Here is a 19,128-nt window from a genome sequence, read left to right as displayed (position 1 = left end):
CAATGTTTGTTAAGAAAATATAGAGACGTTGCAGGAAACATCTCTACATTTAACCCCATTCCTTAAATTAAATCTGGGTCGATATTTAACTCCCGCAGTTTTGCTGCTAAACGTTCCGCTTTGTCTTGCGCTTGTTGTGCTGTTTCTTCTGGTGTCGGGACTATTTCCCCATCTGCTGTGAAAAACCGTAATAGTCCCTGATGAATTCCCAAATACAACCCTAATTGTTGACTCCACAAATGTCCTTGTTCATTTGCTTGTAGAGGTTCGTACTTGCCATCTACTAAATGAAAACCTACAAATTCCAAAGTGTAGGGATCAAACCAGAAATAATCAAGCGTGCGAAAGGTATCTTGATATATTTCTTTTTTTAAACCTTTGTCAGTATTCACTGTGGAATCTGATAGAATTTCTAAAATAAAATGGGGGTATTTTCCGTCTTCTTCCCAGACTACCCAACTTTTGCGAGTTTTGCGTTCTGTTCCCAGCACTACGAAAAAGTCAGGCCCCCTAAAGTATTCTGATTTACGTTGGTGGGGACTGTAATAAATCGTCAGGTTTCCTGCGGCATAAAAATCATTTCTCTCTCGCCACAGCAATTCTAAGCAGGTTAACAGTAGGATGATTTGTCGCAGATGTAGTTCTGTTTCCAAGGGAGGCTCGTCACTGTATAAATCACTAGGGGGAAATGTCACATCTGAACAGATGCCCGTTTGAGATTCTAATTCTGAAGCTATGGTCATAGAATATATACGGCATCAAGTGTTTATGGGTTTATTTTAGCAATGTTATGGGAGGCGATCGCCTATCGTCATTTAAGTAATTCCATAAACAAATGTAACAATAGCAACTTACAAACTAGCTAGATTCATCATGTCCCTTGCGTCAGTCCTACAACTTGATTAATATTTAATTGTTATATTCCTATGTAGTTATAATGAATGAATCGCAAAATAACTACCTTGTAAACCTAACTGCACACTCTCAGAAAGAAGCCGCAAAGCATACGGGCAAGTTATAATTCTTTTGCGGACGAGCGTAACAAAAATTTATGAGTAATCCCCTTTTACAAGCCTTTTTCGTGGGCAGAGCCTTAGCAGAAGTAGTGAATGAACGCCTAGAAGTCGCTTTGACTGATGCTTTGAGCGAAATAGGTAAATTTGATGCAGAAGCTAGAGAACAGCTACGCCAATTTACCGAAGAAGTTCTAGAACGGGCAAACCGCGCCGCAGATGCGGCTCAAACAGGACAAACTACTACAGGCAGTAAACCAGCAGGTGGCGGTGCAGTTGACTTGCAAGCAACAGTTGATGAACTGCGAGCAGAAATTGCCCTATTGCGAACCGAATTACAACGTTATCGCAGCAGTTCTTGATACATTTGCTCAATAGTCAATAGTCGCAAATAATTGACAAATAGCTCTTTGTAAAAAACAGTTTAGGGTTAAGAGTGTCTTTTGTTCCAGGTGATTCAGTAAATCAACAACGGTACGCACACAATATGGAAACCAGTTATTCAGATAAAGCATACCGTTGGAATCGTGAAAACTACTCTAGTAAGCGTCGGTTTGTAGACATTTGGTCATTTGTCTTGACTTTAATGTTCAAACTGTGGCGTTACAACAAATCTTGGAGTTATCCTGGCGGTGTGACTGAAGCTAAACAGGCGGCGCGGCGTAAAGCTCAAGCTGTCTGGATTCGTAATACTCTGCTGGAGTTGGGGCCGACTTTTATTAAAGTGGGACAGTTATTTTCTACCCGCGCTGATATATTCCCTAGTGAATATGTCGAAGAGTTGGCAAAACTTCAAGACAAAGTACCTGCTTTTAGCTACGAACAAGTAGAAAAGATTGTTGAGCAAGAACTAGGTAAGAAAATTCCTGAACTTTTTCAAAGTTTTGAACCGATTCCTTTGGCAGCTGCTAGCTTGGGACAAGTACACAAAGCGGTACTACATAGCGGCGAAGCAGTCGTTGTCAAGGTACAGCGTCCTGGACTGAAAAAGTTATTTGAAATTGATTTACAAATTCTCAAGGGGATTGCTCGCTATTTCCAAAATCATCCCAAATGGGGGCCGGGGCGAGATTGGATTGGTATTTATGAAGAATGTTGTCGCATTCTCTGGGAAGAAATTGACTATCTCAATGAAGGTAGAAATGCTGATGCCTTTCGCCGAAATTTTCGCGGCTATGATTGGGTAAAAGTCCCGAAAGTGTATTGGCGTTACGCGTCGCCAAGGGTACTGACTTTAGAATATGTGCCGGGGATTAAAATTAGCCAATATGAGGCTTTGGAAGCAGCCGGGTTAGATCGTAAGGTAATTGCGCGTCAAGGGGCGCAAGCATACCTCATGCAATTACTCAATGATGGCTTTTTCCATGCTGATCCCCACCCTGGCAATATTGCGGTGAGTCCTGATGGCTCGCTGATTTTCTACGATTTTGGGATGATGGGGCGGATTAAATCTAATGTCCGTGAGGGGCTAATGGCAACGCTGTTTGGTATCGCCCAAAAAGATGGCGATCGCGTCGTCCAGTCTCTGATCGATTTAGGTGCGATCGCACCCGTGAATGACATGGGGCCGGTGCGGCGTTCTGTGCAGTATATGCTGGACAATTTCATGGATAAGCCGTTTGAAGCCCAATCAGTAGCAGCAATTAGTGATGATTTATACGAAATAGCTTATAATCAGCCGTTTAGATTTCCTGCAACTTTTACTTTTGTGATGCGGGCTTTTTCCACCCTAGAAGGAGTAGGCAAAGGTCTAGATCCAGATTTTAACTTTATGGAAGTTGCCCAACCTTATGCAATGCAGCTGATCAACAATATGAGTAGTTCAGATAGCAATAGTTTACTTAATGAATTAAGCCGCCAAGCAGTACAAGTTAGTACCACTGCCTTCGGCTTACCACGGAGATTAGAAGATACCTTAGAAAAACTAGAACGGGGAGATATGCGCCTGCGGGTGCGTTCTATCGAAACCGAACGTTTACTCAGGCGGCAAAGCAATATTCAGCTGGGCATGAGCTATGCTTTAATCATCAGTGGATTTACCCTTTCAGCTACTATTTTATTAGTTAATCATTATGTATGGTTAGCAGGGCTGGCTGGTTTAATTGCCGCCGCCATCTCCGTCACACTCATCCGATTGCTCCTCCGCCTCGACCGTTATGACCGTATGTATTAATTTTGGCATCAAAAAGCTATGAAACTTAACTTCACGGGTCTTAGTGATCCGGGACTTGTGCGTTCTAATAATCAAGATCATTACTACATCGACCCAGAAGGGCGATTTTTCATCGTTGCTGATGGGATGGGTGGTCATGCGGGAGGTGAAGAAGCAAGTCGCATTGCCACCAAGGAAATTCAAGAGTATTTGCTGGCTAACTGGAATGCCTCTGAGTCACCGGAAAAGTTGCTAGAACAAGCTTTATGGCAGGCTAATGAAGCCATTTTACAGGATCAGCAAAGTCATCCTGAACGGGCTGATATGGGTACAACAGCCGTTGTCGTCATTTTTTATCATGATGCGCCTTGGTGCGCCCATGTCGGAGACTCTCGGCTGTACCGGTTGCGAAAGTCGCAATTAGAACAAATTACAGAAGACCATACTTGGGTAGCTAGAGCCATTAAAGTCGGCGATATTACCGCCGAAGAAGCCCGCATTCACCCGTTTCGCCATGTCTTATCCCGGTGTTTAGGTCGGGACGACTTATCCCAATTGGATATCCACCAGTTAGATGTGACTATTGGCGATCGCTTACTGTTATGCAGTGATGGTCTGACTGAAGAACTGATTGATGAAAAAATCGCTGCTTGTCTCTATGACACTCCCATTTTAGATACAGCTGCTAAGTCTCTGGTAGAAGCCGCTAAAGAACAAGGTGGACACGATAACATCACTGTCGTGATTGTGGCTATTGAATGAAATTCTGCCAATAGTCATTAGTCATTAGTCATTAGTCATTAGTACAGTTAGTAGTTTTATGGACAAATATCCTCAAGCTACTTTTCCCGGTGTTACCCAGAATGGGCAAACTACAATACCCTCTATCCCTAAGCTAAAAGCCGATGGGACTACTTTTTCACTTCTCCTAATTGTTTTGATTGCCTCGTATCAACCGCGTTTTCTGGCTCTTGCACCTAGGCTTGACTCCTTTTTTAGCGATATACGCAGGAAGCTTGTAGTAGCTGGACTTTCACCCCTCGGTTTGATAGTCATTAGCTCTTGGAGATTTGTCTATATTTTACTATTTTTTATGATTAAAACGACGAATAGTTATAACACCTGTTGCCAGGGAATTTTGACTTATTCAAGTAAAAATACTCAACATTTTGTTCAATTTGAGCATTTTTCCTCTTTACCTCTTGATACAAATACTCTTAGCCACCAAAATTTCCCAATTGGCGGCTATATTTACACAATTTGGTCGGTTGACATCTTGCACCTCATAATATAAGACGCATATAATGCGATCTTAATACCTTTGTTTTTTCACCTTGGGATGGACATCTCCATCCAGGAGCAATTTCCAGTTCCAGGTGTTGACTAGAGGTAGATTCACACCTGCCACCAACTACAATTCAGCCTGAGACTGCCTCCGCAGACTTGGGTTATATGTCAGTAGGTTCAGGTGCAAAATATCCCGACAGTAGAAATCTCCGCACAAAGGATATGGGCAATCTGTCAAATAATTGTTATCTTTCTTAATACAGAGACAAATATGGGACAGACCATAAATCTAGCCCTATACCTGTAGGACTTCTGTCACCGAAATTTACTTTAAGCGTTGTCTGTTTAGGAGTCTAACCATGAATCAACCCATTCAACTCTCATTGGAACAGCAATTCAGCATTCGGTCATTTGCTACTCAGGTGCAAAACATGAGCCATGAGCAAGCTAAAGACTTCTTGGTGAAGTTGTATGAGCAAATGGTCGTGCGCGAGGCAACTTATCAGGAGCTACTGAAGCATCAGTGGGGCTTAGATTCTGGCTCCACTATGGCATAGAGTAGTTTTTGTGTCGCAGTGGGCGACCTCCTTCTCTTGCTCGGTTCCAGAGAGGAAAGGGGCTGGGGATGCTGGGGCGTCAACTCCAAGCAAATTCAACTCAACCTAGGAAAAGCTGATAACCAAAAGCGCAAAACAGCAATTGATTTAGCTAGTAATTTCCATGCGTTTTCACTGACTTTCGACTTATTTGCCAAAGCAGTAGTTGGCAACCATTAGTTACTTTCTACTAATCAACTGTGAACCTGTACTTATGAACCCTTACTGCTCAAATGTTTATAAGCACGATCAACAACTTGCTGATTTGTAACTAGGCACGGTTTGGCAGCTAGCACTAATGCTTATTATATTTATTCCCAATAGTGCTTACAACCTAAATATATTTAATTTTTATAAAAGTTTACATTTTTCTAGAAAACACAATTTTATTATCCTGCCAAGGTCAAGGCAAACAGCAGCAAGTATTCTCTAACCAGAGATATCAAAGGCAGAATCGGTGTCAATGGCTTCTAGCTTGGCTAAAATTTGGGGCTTAATCTTTTCATATTCCTGTTTCAGCAGGTTTTTACTCAGTTGGGGTTCAGCAGTACCGGCTAAGGTTTTGGCTGTGTTGAGCCACTGTTGCAGTCGTTGACGTTGAGCAGTAGCGATACTAGCAACTAGAACATGAAAAGAGCGATGGGGGGATTCCCGCGCAAAGAACAGGAGACGATAATGACCTACTTGGGACAGTAAGCTGACGGTATCTTGACCTAAACTCGTTTTCAGATCAAGGTAATAAGGCAACCACTTAGTACCATGTTGGCGGTTGTAGAGAACAGTAATCCACAGTAACATGGGGTGCGGTGTAGTAATCAAGAGGAATTGATTATAGCGATTGCAAACAAAAAAATTGAGAATGTCCTGTTGTGGTAGCATCACCCATAGGGCTGGTTCAACCTCCCCATTAACATTGATGGGTTGAGGAAAAACAATATTGGCAATTGGTTTATTTTGCGGCCAAGAATTGCTAGAACTGATTTTAAGTTTGGCAGGAGCTAACTGCAATGGTGAGTTAACTTTTGTCTTTTGTTGAGGTTCAGCCGTAATGGTGATGGTATGAGTAGGTTGAGGATGCTCGTCTGGAGTGGGGCGAGTTTGATGGTGCTGGGCGATATTTTCGATAATTTGCAGGATTTCGCTAATACTTTGCGGGCGATCCTGGGCTTTTTTGGCTAAACAACTCATTACCAAATTTTCCACTTCTTGAGGCAGGAGTAAGTGAGGCGCAACCTCTCTAAAAGTTCGTGGTGGTTGTTGGTGATGTGTTTTGTACCATGCGCCAAAAGAATGGGTGGATGCCAGTAATGGCATTTTGCCTGTCAGCATTTCAAACATCATTACACCCAAACTATAGATATCAGAACGATTATCTAGTTCTTTGCCCTCCATCTGTTCTGGGGATGAATAAGCCAGCGTTCCCAAATAAAATTTTGTGTGATCACCATCGCTCTGTAATAATTTAGCAATCCCAAAGTCTAAAATCTTCACTAATTCCCCAAAACTGGCATCTTGGAGGACTAGCATATTGCTGGGTTTAATATCACGATGAATAATCGGACAAACTGAGCCATCAACTGGGATACCATCATGAGCGCACTGTAAACCTAGGCAGATTTGGCGTACCATACTCACAAATCTAGGTAAAGATAATGGTTGTTGCCGGATGATTTGGTTGAGGCTTTGACCTTGTAGATATTCCATGACATAGAAGGGGGTTTGATTTTCATCTAGGCCATAGTCCATGACTCGCACAATATGAATACTTTTTTGCCCAAGTAAAGCACAGGTTTTTGCTTCTCGCTCAAAACGTTCTTGCAGTCGCATCTTTTCATTTTGCATAGACAGGGCGAGAAACTTGACAGCAACAGGTACGCCTCCCAACAAAACATCTTTAGCACGATATACTTTACCCATTGCTCCAGTACCAATTAATTCTTGCAACTGGTAGCGGTTGCTAAGAAGACGACCAATGTTGGGGTCTGACATAGAAAATTCGACTCCAATGTTCAATAAATGTAAATTACACTTACCTATGAAGTAGGTGTGAAGTGCTGGGGTGGAAAAGTGCAATTAAAGATGGAAATGAGTAGACTGACATCTTGCACCAGTTGCGTTATGGCAATTACACGGCGGCGATGCACTCCTAAAAATTCGCTCAAACCCTGAATTTTACGTTGTGGGCATTGCCAACCCTAGGTTGATTGAGAATGGTGCGAGATATCAATAGATGTATCCTCATGTTCTGCACTTGTGATGTAATGTTAGTTTGCCCAATTTTGATGCACGAGATAACTGAATTTATCTTCAGTCTCTAATTATTTAGGGGTTGCAGTTCTAGTTTGGCTTCCATTGTACTGGTTAAAAAATGACCTGCCATGACACCGCTACTGAGAGAATATGTGACATCAGAATTGCGGTGCATGGTTTCAAATCCACTACGACGGTGGCGATCGCTAATCACCCAGTAACGTTGCACAATGGTATCTAACCCAATCCAGCCTTCACCTTCAATCTGACCTAAAATACTATGCTGAACTAAAAAAGTATATTGACGTTCTCCCTCATGCAATCGTCCCTTATACTGTAAAGATATATCTGGGCGATCGCTCCCTGGAAATATGAGTTTTGTCGCCATAGTAAACCAATTATCTCGATTCCAAGCTACCAAGGTCATACCCTTCACATTAATTGGCAGTCCATGACGTTCTAGCCAACTGCCTTGAATTGTCCAGCGTCCTGGTTGCAATAAAAAAGTATGAGCCACCTTGTGTGTTCCTTACTTTGAACGAGTAGTCCTTAGCTACAAAGATATATTTGTAACTGCACAAATGTCAGGTATCAGATGAGTGGGGATTGGGGAGTAGAGTTACTCAGCATCAATGCGGTGAACTTCTCCTAACAAGACTTCACCGGGTGCGCCTGTGACTGCGGGTAAATTGCCAGGTATACCCAGTTGTCGCCAATAAGCTAAAACAGCAAAGGCGATCGCTTCTTTAAAATTAGCATTCAAGCCAACATCATCGGTAGTTAAAACTGGTACTTCTCCCAACAAAAACTGTAACCTTTGCTGCAAATACAGATTACAACTGCCACCGCCACATAAAAATACACGGTTGGGCATTTCTGGCAAAAAGCTGCGGTAACTATGGGCAATGGAAGCCGCAGTTAGTTCTGTCAGTGTTGCCAGCATATCAGATGGACTCAATTGATAGGGTGCGGCATCTTGAAAACACTGTTGCAGGTAATCTAGACCAAATAACTCTCTACCTGTGGATTTAGGCGGATGTAGGTGAAAATATGCTTGATTTAGCCATTTCTCTACCAGAGGATAGCAAGGAGTACCGCTAGCTGCCCATTTACCATCTTCATCGTAGGTTTTAGCACCGTCTGTTAATTGCTGTACGGCTAAATCTAGTAAACTATTACCGGGGCCAGTATCCCAACCGCGAATTTTATTCAACCAGTCATCACGACGCGGGGGAATATAAGTCACATTCCCTATACCGCCGACATTTTGTATACAACGTCCCTCTTGAGGATGACTGAGCAAAAACGCATCTACTCTAGGTACAAGGGGTGCGCCATGACCACCGATAGCAATATCCGCTACTCGAAAATTACTAATAGTGGTAATTTTTGTCAAGTGGGCAATCACGGAACCACGACCGAGTTGTAAAGTATAACCAAGGGAATTTTTTCCCAGTTTCCCATACTCAGGCGGTCGATGATATACGGTTTGACCGTGGGAACCAATCAAAGTTGCTTGTTTGTGTTTTGTTTGAATATTTTCGGCAGCTTGGGCAAAACACAGAGCGATCGCATCATCTAATTCTGCTAATTCTGCCATAGAAATGGCTGCACCAGCGCAAACATCCAAGATTTTTGTTCTCAGTTGTTCAGGATAGGGATAGGTTTCCCCGGCTAGTAACTCTACTTGCAAATCCAAATCTGTACCAGAAATTTCCACCAAAGCCGCATCTATACCATCGACAGATGTGCCACTAATTAAACCTATCACACGGGTTGGGGTAGCAGTTTGTCCAGTTTGGTGCATATACAGAGAGTTTTGTGCGGCTTGCAAGGGGTAGTTTAATTCATCCCATTGTCAGTGTCAAAGATGGAAGTTGCCAATTTGCGTTGGTGCAGCGAAAATTATTTGCTGTTGCTCGATTATGGGAGAGATACCCAACTTCTCAAAGAAGTCGGGTATCTGGTGTTGACATTTTTTTAAGTTGAACTACTTACTTTTTTACCAAAAAATAGGCGTTAGCATACTCAGGTAATTGTCGGATATGTCGGCGAAAAGCGGTTTGATTGGGGAAAATACCGGCTAAAAAATCGAGTTGATACAAGTTAGGTAAAAATGCTCCGCCTGTATCTGCAATCACTCCCATTTGTAGCTGTTTACGTCCTCCTTGATTATGCTCAAGGACAACGATTCTACCTAAACCAATATTTAACACATCACCGGCAAAGGTAACACCGGGTTTAATCGAAATTTTCGCATCTATTTTGTGTCCATAGCCTTTGATAGCATCAACTTGTCTAAAATACCAATAGCGTTTTTGTGCTGTCGCCCTTAAACCCTTGATATAAGACATTCCGTTATTTCTATCTACGTTAAAAAAGCCCTTGGAACCATCTAAAAAATTGATGAGGATGGTTCCTTGCATTAACGCCTCTTCTAAACCATTCCGGGTTAAATAAGCTAATGGTTCTACTTTGCCGAATTCTTTACCTCCGGGTTCATAAATACCCGATAAGACATCTTGCTTTGTATACTTGGTGTAAAATTTATCTTCTGTTGAATTATCTTTTAAACTGTAGAGTGGTGTGTTATAGGTTGAGGTTCTCTGGCGTGAACCTGGATGAGTAAACACTGCATATTTAGTCAGGCGTAGTTGCTTTTGGTGAGGTTTTGCGGGATTATATGGTTTCCATCTGATGACGCGAAAATGTCTATTAATAAAGTTCGGGTTTTGTAAGCGAGTAATGCGATTGTTAGCAATGTCCTCTTGGAGAACATCAATCATAAAATCTAAAGTTTTCAGAATATCTTTAGTAGTAACTTTTTGGGTACTCAGGAGTCCAGGGCGTAAAATATCTGGGTCATCTTCACCGTGTTCTTGAAAATATTTTCTAGTATTCACAAGAACGCTTAATAAATCCGATTGATTAAATTTAACTTGTTTTGTTGGTAGTTGTGCGGGTGATAAAATCTGATTACCGTTGACACTAAATTTATAGTTTCGCCACTCATCAATAATTGGATATTTAACTGATGTTGTTGCTAAATTTTGGTCAGGTTTCGGTGTTTGGTGCTGCGTGATACTTTCAATAGATTTTGATGAATTAGTAATTAAACTACTCTGAGAAAAATTCCCAGTGAAAGCAACTGATTGCAGAGAAGTTTGAGAAAGGTTTGCGGAAGTGATAGGAAAATTAGCTAACTGCTTTAAATTGAATTTTTGCTGATTCTGCTGTTGTGTGGCTATATCGTGATTTTTTGTCTGCTGATATAGATAACTACTAGCCAAACCTATAATTGATATTGTAGCAACACCTACTATTAGTCTGAGTTTATGGCTGAATAAGTTACTCATAATTTAGTCAAGAATCTCGCAATATAAATCTGCTCATGCGTTAAATACGCATATCTTTAGGCTGGAAACCTCTTCCATTCTTCGGGAGAAACTCAACCTAACAGTGCATTATAACTTGCACTCATAATTACTATGCTTATACCAAAAGTTCAGTTTATATCTTTCTCAGGATTAATGAAAAATTGGCTGGATTTCTGCACAATCGCTAATACATAGAAATATCAGGTTGTCAATGCGTAATTTATAGCCAAAAAGCATCAAATGCTACTGTTAATATTTGCACATCGCAGTTAAATTATCCGTATTTTGGAAAAGATTAACACAATATGTTAAGTGTTCCGATTAATCGACCTTTACCTCATCACCCTCGCTTAGTGACATCTTTACCGGGGCCGAAAGCCTTGGCTATGATAGAACGCGATCGCGCTGTTACGTCTCCTTCTTATACCCGTGACTATCCCCTAGTTGTAGCACGCGGTCAGGGTTGTATGTTAGAAGATGTAGATGGTAATGTATTTCTGGATATGACCGCAGGTATCGCTGTCACCGCCACCGGACACGCGCACCCAGAGGTAGTCAAGGAAATTCAAACCCAGGCGGCGCGGTTAGTACACATGTCGGGGACAGATTTTTATTATGAGCCGATGGTGGAACTAGCGGAACATTTGGCGATTCGCGCCCCTTTTCCTCATGGTGCGAGGGTATTTTTCACCAATTCCGGCGCAGAGTCTAATGAAGGGGCGATGAAATTAGCTCGATATTACACTAAGCGATCGCTGATTATCGCTTTTTTAGGAGCATTTCACGGACGCACCTATGGCGCAATGTCCCTCACAGCTTCTAAAACAGTACAACGCGCTAATTTTGGGCCGTTAGTTCCTGGGGTGACACATATTCCCTATGGTACTCACGCCAGTTTGGATTATTTAGAACAACAGTTATTTAATACCATCCTACCGCCCCAGGAAGTAGCAGCAATTGTAGTTGAGCCGATTCAAGGGGAGGGCGGCTACATCGTCCCGGAAGACGGATTTTTGCCCAGAATTCGAGATATCTGCAATCGTCACGGCATATTAATGATAGTCGATGAAGTGCAATCAGGCATGGGGCGTACAGGTTGCTTATTTGCCATTGAGCATTGGGGTGTGATGCCTGATATTATGACTACAGCTAAAGGAATTGCTAGTGGTTTACCTTTAGGTGCGATAATCGCCCGTCCTGAGTTGATGACTTGGCCGCCTGGTGCTCACGCTACCACATTTGGAGGCAATCCTGTAGCTTGTGCGGCGGCTATTGCGACGCTGCGACTATTAGATAGTGGTTTGATGAGCAATGCTACCCAAATGGGAGAAATCTTAAAAGCTGGACTGACTCGACTGCATGAAAAATTCCCCAGGATGTCTTTACCGAGGGGTAAAGGTTTGATGGTAGCTGTGGATTTATTGGATGGTGCAGGACATGATGATAGCAGATTGCGCGATCGCATTATTCAAGCTGCCTTCTTACGTGGTTTATTATTACTCGGTTGCGGTAAAGCGGCTATTCGTTTTTGTCCACCTTTAGTGATTGACAGTCAGCAAATTCACACCGCTTTAGATATTCTGTCTGAGGTTTTAAAGCAGGAGTGTTAGAGGCAACATTTTATGTGCGCGATCGCCCTAATATGGCATCATCTTTGATGAGCGATCGCGGCCAAACTTTGCCAAAAAAAATCCGAAAAGTTGCAAGTTTGATTTGAAGCTTAAAACAATCAATCTTGAGGCATGATTATGAACAGCTATCATCACAAACATAACATCTGTTGGGGTAGGGAACAGGGAACTCTTAACAGGGAACTCTTAACAGGGAACAAGAAAAGATCAGCATCGAAAACTTATCATAAGTAATTAGCCGGACATTATTTAAAGTAATTAGATGAGCAAAAATTAGAAGTTCTTGAGGCATACTGTCAACAAACCTCAAGAACCAAATTGGATGTATTGCGTGAATTTATTCGTGGGTTGTCAAGGAAAGTGAAGAAAGATGAGCGATAGTTAGCAGATTGATTCCTGTTGATTAACCCTCAATCTGGCAATATGAGACACTGAAAATTTTTAGCCAAATCTACCGCTAACGTAGTCTCTAGTGTCTTCCTGTTTGGGGTTGTTGAAAATTACTTCTGTTGCGTCGTGTTCTACTAGGTAGCCGATACGTCCACCTGTTTCTGTAGACCTGACATTGAAAAAGGCTGTCATGTCAGAAACCCTGGCAGCTTGTTGCATATTGTGGGTGACAATGACAATGGTGTAGCGTTCTTTGAGTTCGTGAATTAGTTCCTCAACTCGCAAGGTAGAAATGGGGTCTAAAGCAGAGCAAGGTTCATCCATGAGGATAATTTCCGGCTGTACAGCGATCGCTCGTGCAATACACAACCTTTGTTGTTGTCCACCAGATAAAGATAACCCACTTTGCCGCAGTTTATCCTTGACTTCATCCCATAATGCGGCTTGGCGCAAACTCCTTTCTACTAACTCATTCATATTACCTTTGTAGCCATTAATTCTAGCTCCAAAAGCAATGTTTTCATAAATTGATTTGGGGAATGGGTTTGGTCTTTGAAATACCATGCCAATCCGCCGACGTACCTCTACTGGATCGATATCCGGCGCATACAAGTTTTTGTCATAATAAAAAACTTTCCCTTCTGCCCGAAATGATTCAATTAAATCATTCAAACGGTTATAGCAACGCAGCAATGTACTTTTACCACAACCAGAAGGGCCAATAAAGGCTGTCACCTTATTTTTTGGTATATCTAGCCAAATATTCTGCAAAGCCAGAAACTTGCCATAGTAGACATTGAGATTTTCCGTTTTTAATACGGTTTCTGTATTGTTCACTGTGCTAATTTGAGTAGGCATAAATGGTCTAGTTTACTTTTTAGGGATAAGTGAGCAATCTGACTCAGCTATGAGAGAATTAATCTTTAAGCTTTTTGCCGGGTTGCCCAGCGAGCGATGATACTGGTGAGCAGCACCATCAATACCAAAATCAACGAAGCAGCCCAGGCTAGAGATTGCCAATTTTTGAAGGGAGAAATAGCAAAGTTATAGACTAAAACAGCGAGGGATGCTGTGGGTTTAAACAGGCTATCAGGCCAAAAAGGCGAGAATAAAGCAGTAAATAATAAAGGTGCTGTTTCTCCAGCCGCCCGTGCGATCGCTAGTGTGGCTCCAGTGACAATTGCTGGTAAGGCCGCAGGTAAAACAACTTGGGTAACAGTTTGAAAATTCGTAGCTCCCAACCCTACAGATGCTTGTCGCAAATCTTGGGATACTAACTGTAAGGCTTCATCTGTAGTTCTAACTATAATTGGCAACATCAAGATTGATAAAGCAAATCCTCCGCCTATGGCAGAATAAGAACCTAGATTAAATTTTACTAATGTCAATACCACAATACCATAGGCAAATACACCAGCAATAATCGAAGGTACTCCACTTAAAACATTAGTGGCAAAGCGTATCCATCTTGCTAATTTACCGGAGCTAAATTCTGTTAAATAAATTGCCGCAATCACACCCACTGGGATACTAATTAATGCACCAATACCTACCATTAATAAAGTTCCCAATATCGCATTACCAAAACCTCCACCTTCCCTTAAAGGTGCGGGTGGCAGTTCGGTAAATACGCTCAGATTCAAGCTGCTAAAACCTTGAATCAACACGTAAGAAAGTACAGCCAATAAAGGCAAAAGTGCCAATCCTCCACAAATAAATGCCAATACCGTCATCGCAGTATTAAACATTGTCCGGGGAGAAGTAGAGGCGCGAGTTAAAGTCCTTTTGGGAAAATCAGCAGTCATAATTTTATCCACAACTCTGCTATATTCGCTTGACTCGCAGCACGATCAACTCAGCTAAAATATTGACTGCCAGAGTCAAAACAAACAAAACTAAAGCAGCATACATTAAAGCTGCTACTTGTAGACCACTCGCTTCTGAAAACTGGTTTGCTAATAGAGAAGAAATTGTATTGGCTGGTGCTAGCAGGGAGATGTTGATATTGTTGGCGTTACCAATCAACATGGTGACAGCCATTGTTTCACCCATTGCTCGTCCTAGTGCTAACATGACAGCACTGACAATGCCAGAAAAGGCAGCCGGAATCATCACTTGTAAAAGTGTTTCCCAGCGAGTAGCCCCCAGTCCTAAAGATGCTTGCCGCAGACTAGGCGGTACAGAAATTAAGGCATCACGGGATATGGCTGTGATGATGGGCAATGTCATAATTGCCAGAATCACCCCCGCCGGTAACATTCCCGGCCCCGTGGGAGGAGTGCTAAAAATTGGCAACCAGCCAAAAGCACTATGCAGCCATTTTCCCAAGTCGGTGAGGATCGGGATTAACACAAAAATCCCCCAGATACCATACACAACGCTGGGAATAGCTGCCAGCAGTTCTACTAAAAACACTAATACCGTTCTGATTTTCAGTGGGAGAAAATCTTCACTCAATAATATAGCTGTACCAACACCTATTGGCACGGCGAGTAACAGACCCAGAAAAGAACTGACCAGAGTTCCATAAATTTGAGGTAGTACCCCATATTCTTCCTTGACTGGGTTCCAAGCACTTTTAGCTAAGAAACTCGCACCAAATTCTTTGATGGCAGGCCAAGCTTCAATAGTGACTTGCAACGCTATCCATAATAAAGTGCCAGCGATCGCTAGCGCAAAAATCCGCGTCAGCCAAATAAAGCCTCGATCTAAAGACTGTTCTAATTCCGAGCGACTTTTAATCGCTGATGGCAGATTTGAGGAATTTGTCGCCATGACTACTGATTGTAAAAATTAAATCCGAGATAAATGTGAGAAGCAACCAGCTAAAGCAAATTTTTGCCGCCTAATGTGAGATTTGTACAACCTAGGCTGTTCCGGCTTTGTGGCTGTTAATGTTTAGCCAGGGATCAACCAGATGAGTTGATTATTCCCAAATTGGCTATAGCTGAATATGCTAAATGCAGATTTTCCTGACTGAGTTTAACTCATCTTGTCAGCCTACTTGCTAGCACTGGTGCTACCACCAACAGCAATTTTGTAATCTGGGTTGATTTGATCTGCCGCCGTCGCCACTTTCTGAACTACATTTTGAGGTAAAGGAACATATCCTAACTCGGCTGCAACTTTCTGTCCTTCAGTCAAACCATACTCGATCATCGCTTCCATCGCTTTGCCTTTGGCGGCATCAGGATAGTTTTTATAAGCCAAAATCCACGAGTAGGTAACTATGGGGTATGAGTCAGCACCTTCTGGATCTGTGATAAAGGCGCGGAGGTTTTCTGGTAAAGTTACTGCTTCTAGAGTTTTAGAAGCTGACTCATCTGTAGGTACGACGAATTTGCCACTCTTGTTTTCTAAAGCAGCAACATTGAGTTGATTTTGTTTAGCATAGCCATACTCAACATAACCAATTGCACCTTGAGTCTGTTGAATTTGGGCGGTAACACCTTCATTACCCTTAGCACCAACACCTACTGGCCAGTTTACTGTTTTGCCATCACCTACTTTGGATTTCCAATCAGGACTAATCGCACTCAGGTGTTTGGTAAATACACCAGTAGTACCACTACCATCAGAACGATGTACTACTGTGATGGGTTGGTTGGGAAGGTTGACACCGGGGTTAGCAGCAGCAATTTTGGGGTCGTTCCAAGTTTTGATGTTACCCAAGAGAATATCAACATAAACTGGCCGTGGGAGCTTTAACTCTTGTACACCAGGCAGGTTATAAGCCAAAACAATGCTACCAGCTGTCATCGGCAGCAATAACACACCTTTATCAGCCGCTACTTTTTGGATTTCTTCATCCTTCATCGCCACATCGCTGGCACCAAAGTCTACTGTACCTTTGAGAAATTGCTCAACGCCGGCACCACTACCCACTGACTGATAGTTGACTTGCAAATTGGGGTATTTTTTGTTTAAGTCTGTGAACCAGCTTTGATATAAGGGAGCCGGAAAAGATGCACCTGCTCCTGTCAATGCCACATTACCACCAAGATCCAACTTGGCAGGGCTGGAGGCTGTAGCATCTTTAGCAACCCCAGAGGTGGCATCATTAGTTGCACTATTGTCTGAGGCTTGCTGTCCACCACAAGCAGCGAGGCTAATTGTCAGTGCAAATACTGAAGCAATAGCTGGAATGCGGTTCATTTTTGGGGAATTTAGATGTGAAAGCATAGCTGTCAGTTTTGAGTAAATTTCCACATAGGCTTTTCTAAGCTACTCCTTATAGGTAGGACTTAAGGTTAAGGTGAGGTTAATAAAAGAAAAAAAAACAGATTTTTTTTCAGACTTAATTACCATGAGGGTATCATGATTTTTATGCTAAATTTTATACAAAGTTTCAGTAAACAATGTATTTGTTGATGCTTCCTACCATCTATCATCAGCATTTACAAAACTCTATCATTGGATGGGAATCAATAATTGGCTGTAGCGATCGCGGATTTGACTGGTATGCGGTGCAGATTTGAAAAAATATTCATGAAAATAGCCAAACCGGAAAACTGAAAAATTTAGAGGTGCGATCGCCTCCAACAAGTTCACAAAACATCGCTGATCCAGTTCGTATTCATTCATCAACCAACTGATAAGTCCGCATAAACCCCAGTATTAATGTTAATTATATGACTATCTTATCTGAGTTATCATAATCAGACAACATCACCATCGTGACTGTAAATACGAGTCCCAGTTGCAAAATTAATGCCTATACTGGTTGCTGTTGGTTTTCCCTTGAGCCTCATAATCAATGTTTGCCGCTTCCAATCAATTGCTATGGTCTATGATTGGCTTACTTCTGACAATTGGTGGTACCTTTCTCGAAGCCCACAGTATCACATTACCTTGGAGTTGGGGTCAGCATGGAATTCAAACTTTTTCTTTAGGTGTCACCTATCAAATTGGCGCGGTACTATTAGTAGGCTGCTTAGGGGGTCAGAATGCTGGTGCATTGTCACAAATTGCTTATTTAGTCATGGGCTTAACCTTACTGCCTGTATTTTATGATGGTGGCGGTCTTGGTTATATCAAGTTGTCTCAGTTTGGCTATCTACTAGGTTTTATCCCTGGTGCATGGATTTGTGGCTTTTTAGCCTTTATCGCTAGACCAAGGCTGGAAACGCTAACATTTAGCTGTATTTGTGGCTTGTTAACTGTCCATATTTGCGGAATTACTTATTTAGTCATTAGTGATTTTTTCCAGTGGCAAACTACAGACAGCATACCCTTAATGCAAGCCATCCTCACCTACTCCTGGCTTGCCATCCCAGGGCAATTAGCTGTAGTCTGTGCTGTCACCGTAGTAGCATATCTGTTACGGCATTTAATGTTTTATTAGTTATGGACAGGCTGGAGGCTAGGGACTAGAGGCTAGAGGCTAAAAAGTGTCATGATGCTGATATTCTTTCGAGTTCTTCTTGAATCCCCAATTCCCAGTCCCCAATCCCCAGTCCCCAGTCCCCAATCCCCAATCCCCAATCCCTAATTTCTTTCATGCGTTTTAAAAATCGCCTCTTCTGGATAGCTGCTTTTATCGCTTTTTTCCTAGACCAACTGACAAAATACTGGGTAGTGCAAACCTTTAGCCTAGGAGAGACACTACCACTACTACCAGGTATATTTCACTTTACCTATGTGACTAATACTGGTGCAGCTTTTAGTTTATTCAGTGGCAAAGTAGAGTGGTTGCGTTGGCTATCTTTAGGAGTCAGTTTAGTCTTAATAGCTGTAGCAATTGTTGGCCCCATGTTAAGCCTCTGGGATCAGCTGGGTTACGGCTTGATTTTAGGTGGAGCGATGGGTAATGGTATTGATAGGTTTGTTTTAGGCTACGTAGTTGATTTTCTCGATTTTCGATTGATTAACTTTGCTGTGTTTAATATGGCAGATTCATTCATTAGCATTGGTATTGTTTGTCTACTCATCGCCTCGTTCCAAAAAACACCGACTTCTCATCGCCGGTCTCGGTGAATCCACCGCATTGAAAGCTAATTAGAGATTTTTTTTCAATCTTCCGAAATGTCTACGTTTTTTGTGTTGTAAAGTATGTGGATATAGTCATCCGGTTTGATTTTTGAATTTATTTGTGTGGTCAGGGAACAGGCAACAGGCAACAGGCGACAGGAAAAAAGGGTTTCGGTGTGTACTGAGTCTTGTTCAACAATCAAATAGGATGGCCATATCTCACAGCAATCAAATTTCAATACCAGATTTATTGATAGGAGGTTTTCCCCAATACCAAAATCAAAATGCCATATCTGGTGATGCCTCAATTCACATTAGAGACAATCAGCATTGTCAGTTCGGCATCAAGAATTTTATCTATATTAACAGGTACTGGAAATCAGTAAGTAAATTTACTAGAAATATAGTCTATTGATGTAAGATTAAATCGGGAATAATTCCGTATAGCCAATTAATTTTTTG

18 protein-coding genes are annotated in these 19,128 nt (G+C 42.0%); 8 read left to right on the top strand and 10 right to left on the bottom strand.

What is annotated here, in order from left to right:
* Positions 1–62 precede the first annotated feature (62 nt).
* On the bottom strand, positions 63–743 hold the full coding sequence (locus tag A3775_RS05415; RefSeq protein ID WP_066424148.1) for a Uma2 family endonuclease: 681 nt from the start codon (positions 741–743) through the stop codon (positions 63–65).
* Between the two features lie 308 nt (positions 744–1,051).
* Between A3775_RS05415 and A3775_RS05410 the strand changes: the two genes are divergently transcribed.
* The 5 genes from A3775_RS05410 to A3775_RS24560 all read left to right on the top strand — a co-directional run bounded on the left by A3775_RS05410 (position 1,052) and on the right by A3775_RS24560 (position 5,228).
* Positions 1,052–1,375 carry a DUF6825 family protein gene (locus A3775_RS05410; protein ID WP_066381343.1) on the top strand — a complete coding sequence of 108 codons (324 nt, stop codon included), beginning with the start codon at positions 1,052–1,054 and terminating at the stop codon, positions 1,373–1,375.
* A 125-nt stretch (positions 1,376–1,500) separates the two neighbouring features.
* Positions 1,501–3,186: an AarF/ABC1/UbiB kinase family protein gene (locus A3775_RS05405; RefSeq protein WP_066381401.1), complete on the top strand. Its 1,686-nt coding sequence runs from the start codon at positions 1,501–1,503 to the stop codon at positions 3,184–3,186.
* 18 nt (positions 3,187–3,204) lie between these two features.
* Positions 3,205–3,927 carry a Stp1/IreP family PP2C-type Ser/Thr phosphatase gene (locus tag A3775_RS05400; protein ID WP_066381346.1) on the top strand — a complete coding sequence of 241 codons (723 nt, stop codon included), beginning with the start codon at positions 3,205–3,207 and terminating at the stop codon, positions 3,925–3,927.
* Between the two features lie 884 nt (positions 3,928–4,811).
* Positions 4,812–5,009: an NblA/ycf18 family protein gene (locus tag A3775_RS05390; RefSeq protein ID WP_066381350.1), complete on the top strand. Its 198-nt coding sequence runs from the start codon at positions 4,812–4,814 to the stop codon at positions 5,007–5,009.
* A gap of 18 nt (positions 5,010–5,027) precedes the next feature.
* Positions 5,028–5,228 (top strand): hypothetical protein, encoded by a 201-nt coding sequence (locus A3775_RS24560; RefSeq protein ID WP_197480094.1) that lies wholly within the window; start codon positions 5,028–5,030, stop codon positions 5,226–5,228.
* A gap of 249 nt (positions 5,229–5,477) precedes the next feature.
* Here the strand turns inward: A3775_RS24560 and A3775_RS05380 are convergent, their stop codons facing one another.
* From A3775_RS05380 to A3775_RS05365, 4 genes are all read right to left on the bottom strand, one after another.
* Positions 5,478–7,037: a serine/threonine-protein kinase gene (locus tag A3775_RS05380; RefSeq protein WP_066424145.1), complete on the bottom strand. Its 1,560-nt coding sequence runs from the start codon at positions 7,035–7,037 to the stop codon at positions 5,478–5,480.
* 325 nt (positions 7,038–7,362) lie between these two features.
* Positions 7,363–7,815: a hypothetical protein gene (locus tag A3775_RS05375; protein WP_066381356.1), complete on the bottom strand. Its 453-nt coding sequence runs from the start codon at positions 7,813–7,815 to the stop codon at positions 7,363–7,365.
* 102 nt (positions 7,816–7,917) lie between these two features.
* Entirely contained in the window at positions 7,918–9,105 is a 1,188-nt protein-coding gene (locus A3775_RS05370; RefSeq protein WP_066381358.1) for an anhydro-N-acetylmuramic acid kinase, read from the bottom strand.
* A gap of 187 nt (positions 9,106–9,292) precedes the next feature.
* The gene (locus tag A3775_RS05365; RefSeq protein ID WP_066424144.1) at positions 9,293–10,654 is read right to left on the bottom strand and encodes a hypothetical protein; all 1,362 of its coding nucleotides are present in this window, start codon (positions 10,652–10,654) and stop codon (positions 9,293–9,295) included.
* Between the two features lie 326 nt (positions 10,655–10,980).
* On the opposite strand from A3775_RS05365, the gene A3775_RS05360 reads away from it, so the two are divergent.
* Positions 10,981–12,285: an acetyl ornithine aminotransferase family protein gene (locus A3775_RS05360; protein ID WP_066381360.1), complete on the top strand. Its 1,305-nt coding sequence runs from the start codon at positions 10,981–10,983 to the stop codon at positions 12,283–12,285.
* A 462-nt stretch (positions 12,286–12,747) separates the two neighbouring features.
* Here the strand turns inward: A3775_RS05360 and pstB are convergent, their stop codons facing one another.
* From pstB to A3775_RS24045, 5 genes are all read right to left on the bottom strand, one after another.
* Entirely contained in the window at positions 12,748–13,554 is an 807-nt protein-coding gene (gene pstB, locus A3775_RS05355) for a phosphate ABC transporter ATP-binding protein PstB (protein WP_066381361.1), read from the bottom strand.
* Between the two features lie 65 nt (positions 13,555–13,619).
* Entirely contained in the window at positions 13,620–14,501 is an 882-nt protein-coding gene (pstA, locus tag A3775_RS05350; RefSeq protein WP_066381363.1) for a phosphate ABC transporter permease PstA, read from the bottom strand.
* 19 nt (positions 14,502–14,520) lie between these two features.
* The gene (pstC, locus tag A3775_RS05345; protein WP_066381365.1) at positions 14,521–15,471 is read right to left on the bottom strand and encodes a phosphate ABC transporter permease subunit PstC; all 951 of its coding nucleotides are present in this window, start codon (positions 15,469–15,471) and stop codon (positions 14,521–14,523) included.
* A 225-nt stretch (positions 15,472–15,696) separates the two neighbouring features.
* Positions 15,697–16,851, bottom strand: coding sequence for a phosphate ABC transporter substrate-binding protein PstS (pstS, locus tag A3775_RS05340; protein WP_369815994.1), 1,155 nt, complete (start codon positions 16,849–16,851; stop codon positions 15,697–15,699).
* Positions 16,852–17,106: 255 nt separating this feature from the next.
* Complete coding sequence (locus A3775_RS24045; protein WP_156481571.1) at positions 17,107–17,280, bottom strand: hypothetical protein; 174 nt, start codon at positions 17,278–17,280, stop codon at positions 17,107–17,109.
* Positions 17,281–17,452: 172 nt separating this feature from the next.
* On the opposite strand from A3775_RS24045, the gene A3775_RS05335 reads away from it, so the two are divergent.
* A complete protein-coding gene (locus tag A3775_RS05335) occupies positions 17,453–18,040 on the top strand; it encodes a biotin transporter BioY (protein WP_066381369.1) in 588 nt (195 codons plus the stop codon).
* Between the two features lie 155 nt (positions 18,041–18,195).
* A complete protein-coding gene (gene lspA / locus A3775_RS05330) occupies positions 18,196–18,672 on the top strand; it encodes a signal peptidase II (protein WP_066381371.1) in 477 nt (158 codons plus the stop codon).
* Positions 18,673–19,128 lie beyond the last annotated feature (456 nt).

It is taken from the genome of Anabaena sp. 4-3, from assembly GCF_001597745.1.
In the GTDB taxonomy this organism is placed as follows: Bacteria; Cyanobacteriota; Cyanobacteriia; order Cyanobacteriales; family Nostocaceae; genus Trichormus.
This window is presented reverse-complemented; position numbering and strand designations above follow the sequence as displayed.